The organism is Streptomyces cyaneus (assembly GCF_004028635.1).
Classification (GTDB): domain Bacteria; phylum Actinomycetota; class Actinomycetes; order Streptomycetales; family Streptomycetaceae; genus Streptomyces; species Streptomyces cyaneus.
The window spans coordinates 94,747-106,263 of the sequence record NZ_RQJW01000007.1 but is presented as its reverse complement, the minus strand read 5'-3'; the positions used below and the strand labels follow the sequence as shown (position 1 = coordinate 106,263).

The 11,517-nt window shown below is 73.2% G+C and carries 7 protein-coding genes; 2 read left to right on the top strand and 5 right to left on the bottom strand.

The features are described 5' to 3' along the window. Nucleotides 1–63: 63 nt before the first annotated feature. Both EHO50_RS25910 and EHO50_RS25905 read right to left on the bottom strand, forming a co-directional pair. The gene (locus EHO50_RS25910) at nucleotides 64–1,230 is read right to left on the bottom strand and encodes a LacI family DNA-binding transcriptional regulator (RefSeq protein ID WP_246101443.1); all 1,167 of its coding nucleotides are present in this window, start codon (nucleotides 1,228–1,230) and stop codon (nucleotides 64–66) included. Nucleotides 1,231–1,232: 2 nt separating this feature from the next. After that, the gene (locus tag EHO50_RS25905) at nucleotides 1,233–3,605 is read right to left on the bottom strand and encodes an ATP-binding SpoIIE family protein phosphatase (protein ID WP_246101441.1); all 2,373 of its coding nucleotides are present in this window, start codon (nucleotides 3,603–3,605) and stop codon (nucleotides 1,233–1,235) included. 146 nt (nucleotides 3,606–3,751) lie between these two features. Between EHO50_RS25905 and EHO50_RS25900 the strand changes: the two genes are divergently transcribed. Continuing rightward, the gene (locus EHO50_RS25900) at nucleotides 3,752–4,183 is read left to right on the top strand and encodes a DUF3052 domain-containing protein (protein WP_128433615.1); all 432 of its coding nucleotides are present in this window, start codon (nucleotides 3,752–3,754) and stop codon (nucleotides 4,181–4,183) included. A gap of 394 nt (nucleotides 4,184–4,577) precedes the next feature. Next, on the top strand, nucleotides 4,578–8,447 hold the full coding sequence (locus tag EHO50_RS25895) for an AfsR/SARP family transcriptional regulator (RefSeq protein WP_425472260.1): 3,870 nt from the start codon (nucleotides 4,578–4,580) through the stop codon (nucleotides 8,445–8,447). On the opposite strand, the gene EHO50_RS25890 is transcribed toward EHO50_RS25895, so the two are convergent. From EHO50_RS25890 to EHO50_RS25880, 3 genes are read right to left on the bottom strand one after another with little or no spacing between them, the layout of a single operon-like run. Continuing rightward, nucleotides 8,448–10,160 (bottom strand): bifunctional 3'-5' exonuclease/DNA polymerase, encoded by a 1,713-nt coding sequence (locus EHO50_RS25890; RefSeq protein ID WP_128433614.1) that lies wholly within the window; start codon nucleotides 10,158–10,160, stop codon nucleotides 8,448–8,450. A gap of 34 nt (nucleotides 10,161–10,194) precedes the next feature. Further along, nucleotides 10,195–10,962 (bottom strand): Clp protease N-terminal domain-containing protein, encoded by a 768-nt coding sequence (locus EHO50_RS25885; protein WP_128433613.1) that lies wholly within the window; start codon nucleotides 10,960–10,962, stop codon nucleotides 10,195–10,197. Between the two features lie 57 nt (nucleotides 10,963–11,019). Further along, nucleotides 11,020–11,493 carry a GNAT family N-acetyltransferase gene (locus tag EHO50_RS25880; RefSeq protein WP_128433612.1) on the bottom strand — a complete coding sequence of 158 codons (474 nt, stop codon included), beginning with the start codon at nucleotides 11,491–11,493 and terminating at the stop codon, nucleotides 11,020–11,022. Nucleotides 11,494–11,517: the final 24 nt, after the last annotated feature.

Genomic DNA, 11,517 nt, shown 5'->3' with positions numbered 1-11,517 from the left:
TTGTGACAGGGGTTGTGATCAGGGGACGTGCGGGAATCAGCGGACATGGCGGAAACCGGCGTATCAGAAATCCACGTCGAAATCGGGGAATTTCGGCTCGGGTTCCGAACCGGGCACCGGAAGGCACCGCCCCGTGCTGGAGCGCAGGGTGATCAGGGGCTTCAGCAGGACGTGCCGGGGTGTCGAGCCGGGTGAGCGCAGGCGTTCCACCATCAGCTCGACGGCGACCCGGCTCATCTCCTTGGCGGGGATCTCGGCGGCGGTGAGCTGCGGCGTCACCTGCTCGGCCCAGGGGCTCGCCGCCACGCCGACGACCGAGAAGTCGCGCGGCACGCTGCGCCCGTGGCGGGTCAGGCCGCGGTAGACGCCCTCCAGGGCCGCCTCGTTCATGGTGACCAGCGAGGTGGTGGCCGGCTCGTCCGCCAGGATCCGTGTCACGACCTCCTCGCCCGAGGCGAGGTCGTCGCCGCAGAGGTAGGTGTGCGGCTCCTGGCCCAGGTCCGCCATCGCGGTGACGTAGCCCTCGTGGCCGAGCCGGGCGAACCCGTAGCCGATTTTGTAGAGCTGCTCGGACCGGTTGACGAAGGCGATCCGGCGATGCCCCAGGTCGGCGAGGTGCCGTACGCAGCCGATCGCCAGCCCGGCGAAGTCCAGATCGACCCAGCCGGCCTCGTCGGCGCGGTGGTTGCGGCCGATTGCCACGAACGGGAAGCCCGCCTCGGCCAGATGCTCGACCCGGTCGTCCTCGCGGCGGATCTCCATCACGATCACACCGTCCACACGCGCCCGACCGCCCCCGCGCCCCTCGCCGTCCTCGCGTGGCTGTCCCTCCCCGGGCCGGTCGCCGCCCGCACGCGGCTGCCCCTCCCCGCGCCGGTGGCCGCCCGCCCGCGATTCGCCGGTCCCCCGCCATTCGCCGCCCGCACGCGATTCGCGGGCCCTCCGCCATTCGCCGTCCGCACCCAGCTCGCCGCCCCCGTGCCGCTCCCCATCCACCCGCCGCTCCCCGACCATCCGCCGGAACGAGGCGTCGGTGTCCGTGCCGGCGGGGGAGAGCAGCACGTCGTAGCCGTACGGCGTCGCGGCCTCGGCGACGCCGCCGATGAAGGCGAGCTGCATGGTGGTGTAGTTCCCGCCCCGACCGGACGGGGGATAGAGCAGTCCGAGCGTGTGTGTGGCGTCGCCGCCCCCGGCCGGCGGTGCCGTCGCCTCGCCCGTGCGCTCGGTCATGGTCAGCCGACGGGGAGGGGCTGTTCGGCCCAGATCGTCTTGCCGGTGGGGGTCTGGCGGGTGCCCCAGCCCTGTGTGAGCTGGGCGACCATGTGCAGCCCGCGGCCGCCCTCGTCGAAGGTGCGGGCCCGGCGCAGATGGGGGGCCGTGCTGCTGGCGTCGGACACCTCGCAGATCAGGGTGCGGTCCCGGATCAGGCGCAGTCCGATCGGTACGTCGCCGTAGCGGATGGCGTTGGTGACCAGCTCGCTCACCACCAGCTCGGTGACGAACGCCGCCTCCTGAAGGCCCCAGGCGGCGAGCTGCCGGGAGGCCTGTGCGCGGGCGTCGGCCACGATCGCGGGGTCGGAGGGCAGGGCCCAGGCAGCGACCTGGTCGGCGTGCAGCGCGCGGGTGCGGGCGAGCAGGAGGGCCACGTCGTCGGAGGGGCTCTCGGGGAGCAGGTCCTTGAGGATGGCGTCGCAGGTGATCTCCAGCGACGGCACCGGGGAGGCCAGGGCCGCGCAGAGCCGTTCCAGGCCGACGCCGATGTCCCGCTCGTGGGCGATCAGGCCGTCGGTGTAGAAGGCGAGCAGGCTGCCCTCGGGCAGCTCCAGTTCGGTCGGCTCGAAGGGCAGCCCGCCGACGCCGAGCAGCGGACCGGGCGTGAGGTGGACGATGCTGACCGAACCGTCGGGGAGCAGTACGGCGGGCGGGACGTGGCCGGCGCTGGCGAGGGTGCAGATCCGGGAGACCGGGTCGTAGACGGCGTACAGGCAGGTCGCGCCGACCCCGCCGGTGTACGGCAGCTCCCGGACGATGCTGTCGTCGTCCGAGGTGAGGTGGGAGACCAGGTCGTCGAGGTGGGTCAGCAGCTCGTCGGGGGGCAGGTCCACATCGGCCAGTGTCCGTACGGCGGTGCGCAGCCGCCCCATGGTGGCGGAGGCGTGGATGCCGTGCCCGACGACATCGCCGACCACCAGGGCCACGCGGGTGCCCGACAGCGGTACGACGTCGAACCAGTCGCCGCCCACGCCGGCGCCCGTGCCGGCCGGCAGATAGCGGTACGCCACCTCGACCGCCGCCTGTTTCGGCAGGTCACGGGGGAGCAGGCTGCGCTGGAGGGTGAGCGCGTTGGTGCGCTCGCGGGTGTAGCGGCGGGCGTTGTCCACGCCGACGGCCGCCCGGCCCGCGAGTTCCTCGGCGAGGATCAGGTCGTCCTGCTGGAAGGGCGGGGACCCCTTGCCGCGGACGAAGACCGCGACCCCGAGGGTGATGCCGCGGGCCCGCAGCGGGGTGGCCATCACGGAGTGGAATCCGTGCTCCCGGACGATCGCGGCCCGCGACTCGTGCTCGGCGACCCACCGGGCGAAGTCGGGGTCGTCCGCGCCGCTGAGCACCGGCCGACCGCTCGTGAGGGAGCGGGCGGGCGGCGAGAACGGGGGATAGGTGTCGATCCCGCCGAGGTCGACCGCGGCCTCGGGCACGTCCCCGCCCTCGGTGGTGGACTGGTGAGCGATCCGGCGCAGCACCACGGCGGCGTCGACCGGCCCCGGCACCGGCTCCTCCCCGCGGATCACCGAGTCGAGCAGGTCCACGCTGGCGAAGTCGGCGAGCCGCGGAACGGCCAGATCGGCGAGTTCCTGGGCGGTTCGGCCGACGTTCAGCGTGGTGCCGATGCGAGTGCCCGCCTCGTTCAGCAGGGCGAGCCGCTGCCGGGCGGCGTACTGCTCGCTGCTGTCGAAGGCGGCGGTGCCGACCCCGGCCACCTCGCCGGACTCGGGGTCTCGCACGGGCCACAGCTCGACGATCCAGGAGCGCTGCCGGGCAGCCGCGGCCGGCGCCGGGGCGAACCCCTCGTAGCGCATCGGCATGGCCTCCTCGGCGACCCGCCGGACACACCTGAGGAACCCCTCGTCGGAGCGGGCCTCCCCGAGCGGGTCGACCTCCGCGCCGGCGTTCAGCCGCCACGATCCCGACGCGGCGCTGTAGGTGGACAGGGCGATCGAGGACTGGGCGAAGGCCCACTCCACCATCCACCGGTCGCGCTGGGACGCGGGGGTTCCGGTGGTGGCGGTGACGACGAACGCCTGGGTCGCGCCGTCGCCGTCCAGGGAGGGCTGGGCGTGCAGGGTGAGTTCGACGCGGTGGCCGTCGCGGTGCCTCAGCGCCGCCGCGCCGCTCCATTCTTGGGAGCCGACGGGGGAGAAGCCGGTCGCCTCCCGATCCACGAGGAGGTCCGCGGCGGCCCGCCCCACGACCTCGGAGGCCCGGTAGCCCAGCAGCCGCCGGGCACCTTCGCTCCACCCCGTGACGATGCCCTCCAGGCTGATGGTGGCTGTCGCGGCATCCGGTGACCACCCGTAGTGACCGAGGTTCTGATCGAAAGTGGTCATTATTGCTCAATTCGCGCCGGTGATGTTACTCACGGTTCCAGCGTGCGCGTTGCGCGAGAATCGGACAAGTCGGATTCCTGTGCATGAATTTCGTGCTGGAGGATGGTGCGGGGACGACGCCGACACGGCACGTGGATGGTCCCTGGATGGCGCCTGGATGGGTGGAGGAGTTCGCGATGGGTTACTCCGGTACGCCGCTCGCGAGGAAGATCGGCATCAAGCCGGGCCACCGGGTCCGGCTCCGTCACGCGCCCGCACGCTGGGACATTCCCGGGCTGCCGGAGGGCTGCGACGTGGCCGAGGGGAGCCCGCGGGGCGCGGACGTCGCCGTCGCGTTCTATCGGTCCTACGGGGATCTCGTCGCCGAAGGCCCGGGGCTGGTCGGCGGCCTCGCCGACGACGCGATGCTCTGGATCGCCTGGCCCCGCCGGTCGGCCGGCCACATCAGCGACATCACCGAGAACGCGCTGCGGGACCGCTTCCTCCCGCTCGGCGTGGTCGACGTGAAGGTCGCTGCGCTGGGGGAGGACTGGTCGGGCCTGAAGTTCGTACGACGCAGGGAGAACCGCCGTACGTGACTTGCCCGGCAGAAGAGGGGGGAGGGGAAGGGACGCGGGTCCCGGTCGTTCACCTCCGCCGACCGGGACCCACATGCGTCCCCGGATCCGGCCGCGGCGGCGACACTCCCCCGAGTTGCGCGTCGTACGCGCGCACCGTCGGGCCAGATCCGATGAAGTGATCACATCAGGTCGCACCAACGGATCGCTAACATGTGGCCAACGGCGCTCCGTTTCGAGGCCCTTCGGTTGGCGTGAAGTCGACGGACGGTATCGGGAAACGGCCCGGAGGGGAACGGTTTTCCCGCCGAGCACGTCGAGAAGGGTGGCGGGAAACCGTCGTACAAGGGGCGGATCTCCGCCAGGCGCGGTGCTTTTCCGTGCCGTCTGGATGTTCGTTCGTCGTGGAGCGTGAGTGCGGGTGCGAGTGCGGGCCCGCCACGGGAAGGCAGTGGGCGGCGTGAAGCGGTGCGGGCTGCGGTTCGGACTGCTGGGGCCGCCGGTTGTGTACGAGGTCGAGAGCGAGTCCTGCGGCGGTCAGGACTCTGACGTCCGGGACCATGACGGCGGGGGCTCCGACGCCCGGGACTCCGACGGTGCCTCGTCGGCCGCGACCGACCGCGCTGTCCGGACCATCCGCAGCCCGAAGGTGCGTGCCCTGCTCGCCGCGCTGCTGCTCGAAGGCGGCCGGGTCGTCTCCGTGGAGTCGCTGACCGACGCGCTGTGGGGCGGGGCGCCGCCCGCGTCCGCGCGTGCCTCGCTGCACAACCATGTGGCCCGGCTGCGGCGGCTGCTCGACGACCCGGAACGGCTGCGTGCGGTGCCGCCCGGCTATGTGCTGCGCGTCGACGAGGGTGAGTTGGACGTCGACGTCTTCGTGAGCCGCGTCGCCGCAGCCCGCGCCGCGCATGTCGCGCGGGACTGGGAGCGCACGGTGCGCGAGTGCACGGCGGCGCTCGCGCTGTGGCGGGGCACGCCCCTGACCGGCCTGCCCGCCGAGGTGGGCGGCTACGCGCTCGTGCAGCGCCTGAAGGAGGCGCGGCTGCTGCTCCTGGAGTGGCGCTACGACGCCGAGCTGACCGTCGCCGGCCCACGACTCGACGCCCTCGTACCCGAACTGGCCGCACTCGCCGCCGAGCACCCCCTACGGGAGTCCTTCCACCGCCACCTGATGCTCGCCCTGCACCGCACGGGCCGGCGCGCCGAGGCCTTGGCCGTCCACCGCGATCTGCGCACCCGCCTGGTCGAGGAGCTTGGTGTGGAGCCGGGGGCGGGGGTGCGGGAGGCGCATATGGAGGTTTTGCGGGGGTCCGGGGATGTCGGTGGTACGGGGTGGGCAGTGGGGCCGGGGCCGGGCGCCGGGGACGAAGCCGATCGGGGGGCGCGTGGTGTAGCGGCAGGCTCGGGCGGGCACGGGGTGCGTGGTGTGGCCGCGAGCCCCGGTGGGCGCGAGGGGCGCGGGGCTGAGGAGGGTGCGGTCGATCGGGGGCCGCGACAGGCTGCGGGGGGTTCGGCCGACCTTGAGTTGCCGGGGCCCACGGCGGCTTCGGCCGACCTTGAGCTGCTGGCGCCCACGGAGGGCTCGGTCGGCGGTGACGATGACGCCCTCCGGGGCGCCGACGCCGCCACCTTCCACGAAGGCGACGTGCCCCACAGCGCCGCGACCCTTGCAGCTACGCGCGATGAGGATGCCCCCCGGCCCCCCGCGCCTGGCGACGGCTTCCGCGATACCGACGCGTCGGCCGCTCCGGCCCTTCGCGAGACGGACACGCCGGCCACCCCGCCCCGCCGGGAATCCGACGCGCCCGCCACCCCAGGCACCCCCGCCCCCCACCAAGCGGAGGACACGCCACCCACCCCACCCCACCAGCACACACCCCCACCCCCACCCCGCCCTGCCCAACTCCCCCCACCTCCGGCCTACTTCACCGGCCGCACCGCCGTACTCACCGACCTGCGCCGCACCCTCGCCCCCGCTCCCACGCGTCAGCCCACCGTCGCGGTCGCCGTGATCAGCGGCATGGCCGGCGTAGGCAAGAGCGCGCTCGCGGTGCAGGCCGCGCACGGGCTGGCGAACCGTTTCCCCGACGGCCAGCTCTACGTCAACCTGCACGGCGCCACCCCCGGCATGCCCCCGCTCACCCCCGGCCAGGCGCTCGCCGCACTGCTCCGCGACCTCGGTGCCGACCCCCGCTCCATCCCCGAACACCTGGACGCGGCAACCGCCTTGCTGCGCTCGCTGCTCGCTCCGACCCGCACGCTCATGGTCCTGGACGACGCCGCGAACGCCGCGCAGGTACGCCCGCTGCTCCCGGCCGGCCCCGGCTGCGCCGTGATCGTCACCAGCCGCTCCCCGCTGACGGCCCTGGACGGCGTCCGCCGCTTCCCGCTCACCCCCCTGACCGCGGAGGACAGCGCGGCCCTGCTGAGGGCGGCATCGGGGCGCGACGCGCGAGACGCGCAGGACGGGCACAGCACGAAGCACCGGCACGATGAACGTGACCGGCACGACGAAGGTGACCGTCATGCTGAAGGCAACCGGTACGACGAGGGCGACCGTCACGACGAAGGCGACCCGCACACAGCACCCCGCCCCCACGCCCATCACGACGGCCTCGACGCCGCCCACCCCCTCATCGAGCTCACCGGCCGCCTCCCCCTGGCCCTCCGCGTCGTCGCCGCCCGCCTGGCCGCCCGCCGCGCCCTCACACTCGACGTGCTCGCCGGTCAACTGGCCGCCGCGGAGAGCCGGTTGCACCACCTGGAGTACGACGATCTCAGCGTCCGCCGCTCCCTCGCCGTCGCCCACGACGCCCTCGCCGCCTCCGACCATGAGGTCGATCGCGACGCGGCCCTCGCCCTGCGCCGCATCGGTGCCGTCGACCTGCCCGCGTACGGCGCACCCCTGCTGGCCCGCCTGACCGGCACCGATGAGCGCCGGGCCGAGGCCGCCCTCGACCGACTCGTCGACGTGGCCCTCCTGGAGGAGATCGCGTACGGCCGTTACGCCCCGCACGACCTGGTGCGCGACTTCGCCCGTGAGCTCGCGGGAGCGGACGGCGAGGTGGACACCGCGGAAACCGCCCTGCGCTGGTACGCCGCCGTCGCCGAGCGCACCCTCACCGCCATCGTCGAACCCGGCCTCGACCAGGAGGACCGCTGCAGGCCGACGGCCGCACAGCCGCCGGAGCACACGGCCGATGTCCTCGCGGCCGCTCCCTTCGGCAGTTCCGAGGAGGCCTTCGCCTGGGGCGACCTGGAGCTGGAGAACGTCGTCGTGCTGGTCGAGCGGTATGCGAATGCCGCCGACGACGGCACCGCCGCCCACCTCTCCACCCTCATCCGTCTGCTCTTCCCGTGCGTCCAACGGGCCGGCCGCGTCGCCGAGATGGAGGTGCTCGGCCGGGCCGCCCTGCGTGTGGCGCGACGGCTCGGAGACGAGGCCGCCGAGGCGTACGCGCTCGGCGACCTCGCCGGCCTGCACTTCCTGACCGGCCGCAACAACGAGGCCCTCACCCTCAACGACCGTTCCCTGGCGATCTGGCGGCGGCTCGACGTGGCCTCCCGGATCTGGCGCTGCCTCAACAACCGGGGCCTGTTGCTCGAAAACCTCGGCCGGTACTCCGAGTCGGGGCAGGCGCTGTACCAGAGCCTGGAGTACTCACGGCAGTTGGACGACCCCTACGGCGAGGCGGTCACATACCAGCACCTCGGCAACCTCTACGAGCACACCGACCCCCGGGCCGCCATCGAGCAGCACCGGCGCTCCCTCGCGATCGGCGACCGGATCGGCAACGTCGTCGTGCGGCACTCCGCCCACTGCAACATCGGTTACGCCCACGTCACCCTCGGCGAACCGGCCGCCGCCGTACCCCACTTCGACGAGAGCCTGCGCATCCTCGGCGGCCACAGCGACTGGCACGGTGAGTCGCAGACCCGCCTCGGTCTGGTCCGCGCCCTGCGCCTCCTCGGCCGCAGCGAACGGGCCGACCGCGAGTGCGCCGAGTTGCTCCACCGCGCCGACGCCCGCGCCGACCGCTACACAGCCGGCCTCGCCCGCCACCAGCACGGCCTCCTGCTGCACGAACGCGGGCGTATCGAGGAGGCGTACCAGGCATGGCGCACGGCCCTGGACGCCCTGGACGGCACGGACGAGAAGACGGTCCTGGCGGAACTCAGGAAACTGCTCGCCGACGAGGGGCCCACCGACATCGAGTCCACCGACACCGAGCCCCGCGACCCCGAGCCCACCGACACCCAGTCCCGCGACACCGACCGGCATTGATCACTTGGCGTCCGCATAACACTCCACCACCGCCGTAGTGAACGGAAACCGCACCGGCGTCTGACCGAACGTCAGCCGCCCCGCCAGCTCCGCCGCCTCGCGGATCGCCGTCACGACCGCCTCGGCCTCCTCCTCGGGACAGTGCACGATCACCTCGTCGTGCTGGAAGAAGACCAGTTCCGCTGCCATGCCCGAGCAGGCCTGCCGCAGCGCGGCGAGCAGCAGCAGGGCCCAGTCGGCGGCGCTGCCCTGCACGACGAAGTTGCGGGCGAACCGGCCCCGGGCACGGGCGTCGGAGGAGGCGTAGCCCGGCACCCACTCCCGTGCCCCCTGCGCCCCCGAGCCCCCGGTCGTCTCGTCCTCCGCTTCCAGGACCGGGATCCCCGCCTCCTCGGCCGCATCGTCCGCCGCCCCGGCCGCCGGCGGACAGGTCCGCCCCAGCCACGTCCGCACGAGCCGCCCCTCCTCGCCGGCCCGCGCCGCCTCGTCGACGTACGCCACCGCCTTGGGGAAACGGCGTCTGAGTGCGGCGAGGTTCTTGAGTCCGTCGCCGGAGGTCTGGCCGTAGACGGCGCCCAGCACGGCGAGCTTGGCCTGCGCACGGTCGCCGGAGAAGGCCCGGTCGGAGACGGACTGGTAGAGGTCGCTCTCCCGCCCCGCCACCTCCATCAGCCCGGGGTCGCGGGAGATCGCCGCCAGCACCCGCGGCTCCATCTGGTCGGCGTCGGCCACCACGAGCCGCCAGCCGGGGTCGGCGACCACGGCACGCCGGATCACCTTCGGGATCTGCAGTCCGCCCCCGCCGTTGGTCACCCACCGCCCCGTGACCGTCCCGCCCGCGAGGAACTCCGGCCGGAACCGCCCCTCCCGCACCCAGTCCTGCAGCCAGGACCAGCCGTGGGCCACCCAGATCCGGTACAGCTTCTTGTACTCGACCAGTGGCTTCACGGCCGGATGGTCGAGGGACTCGATCTCCCAGCGCCGGGTCGATCTGATCTTGATCCCGGCCTGCGCGAAGGCCTTGATGACATCCGCGGGCAGATCGGGCCGCACCCGGCGCCCGAACGCGGCCGACACCTCGTCCGCCAGCTCGGCCAGCCGCCGCGGCTCCCCACCGCCCGCATACCGCTCGCCCAGCAGCTCGTGCAGCACCCGGCGGTGCACCTCGGCGCTCCACGGCAGCCCGGCCCGGTTCATCTCGGCGGCGACGAGCATGCCCGCCGACTCTGCCGCCGTCAGCAGCCGCATCCGCTCCGGGTGCGCGGCCCTGTCGTGCCGGCGCTGCTGGTCGGCGTAGACCTCGACGAGGTCGGCCAGCGGGACGTGCACGGCCTGCGGCTCGAAGAGCGAGGACTGTGAGCCCGGCTCGGCCGCCCGCTGAGGCGGATCGGGCGGTACGGGACCGCCGCGCAGCCGGGCGAGGGCCGCGGCGGCCGATCTGGGCTCCCCGTACCGCCCCTCGTGGCCGAGCAGGAGTGTCTCGGCGTCCTCGATGTCGTAGCACCGCTCCACTCGCACCCCCGTGGCGAGCAGCCGCGGGTAGACCTCGGCGGTGGACCGCCACACCCACCGCGCCACCTCCGGCCGCCCCCGCACGGCCTCACCCAGGTCCGCCTCCCGGCGCACCGGCCCCGTGGGCAGCCCGTCCGGACCGAGGGGGGCGATCTCCACGCCACCGTCCTCGGCCGGAGCGAGCGCCCACCGGTCGGTCATGCTGCGAGTGTGGCACCCGGGTCTGACAACGCCCTCAGCTCTGCGCCTCCCCCTCCTCGCGGGCCGCCTTGCTCGTCTGCTCACCGCTCTTCAGGAACTGGGAGAGCATCTCGACGACGTACTCCTCCACCGCCTGCTTGGTGAGGCCGAGGCCGGACAGGACGCCGGTGCCGTTCTCGAACTCCAGCAGGGCCAGCAGGATGTGCTCGGTGCCGATGTAGTTGTGGCCGAGGCGCAGCGCCTCGCGGAAGGTGAGCTCCAGCACCTTCTTGGCGTCGGAGGCATAGGGGACGAGGTCGGGGACCTCGTCGGCGGCGGGCGGCAGTGCGGCGGTGGCGGCCTGGCGTACGGCGTCCAGGAGGATGCCCTGCGCGGTGATCGCCTTCGCCGCCAGGCCGTTGGGCTCGGCCAGCAGCCCGAGGACCAGGTGCTCGGGGCGGCCCTCGGCGTTGCGGGCCGCGATGGCCTCGTTGTGGGCGGCCATCACCGTGTTGCGGGCGCGCGGTGTGTAGCGGCCGAAGCCCTGCTGCGGGTCGAGGTCGGTCGACTCCTTCGGCACGAACCGCTTCTGCGCGGCCTGCCGGGTGACGCCCATGCTCTTGCCGATGTCGGTCCAGGAGGCACCGGAGCGCCGGGCCTGGTCCACGAAGTGGCCGATCAGGTGGTCGGCCACCTCACCGAGGTGATCGGCAGCGATCACCGCGTCCTGGAGCTGGTCGAGGGGCTCTTCGTGGACCTTCTTGATGGCCGCGATGAGTTCGTCGAGACGTACGGATGACGTGATGGTCGGGTTCGTCGACATACGTCAACCGTAGGTTGACACTCCAGCGCCGTCAACCCGTGGTTGACAGTCGACCGCTCAGAGCGGCTTGGCGAAGCAGCGGCTGTCGGAATAGCCCCTGTAGGGACCGAAGTTGGCCGTCGGTTCGTACCCGCAGTCGGCGTACAGCGCCATGGCCTCGTGCAGCGGCGTCCCCGTCTCCAGCACCATGCGGACCCGTCCGGCGGCCCGCGCGCTGTCCTCCAGCGCCCGAAGAATGCCGCGGGCGAGCCCCCGCCCCCGCGCCTCGGGCACCACGAACATCCGCTTGATCTCGGCGTCCCCGTCCGCATACCCCTCGTCGCCCGCCACCTGGGCACGCCAGCCGCCGCAGGCCACGGGCTCGTCGTCGCGGTAGGCGATGAGGAAGAGGCCGTCCGGCGGGTCGAAGTGGGTCGGGTGCAGCGGGGTCATGTCGTCGTAGCCGTAGCGCCGCAGGTACTCGGCCTGCACGAGGGCGGAGAGCTGCACGGCGTCGGGATGGTCGAAACGTACGGGGCGAATCTCCTCCATGGGGCCGGAAGCTAGGCGCGGCCC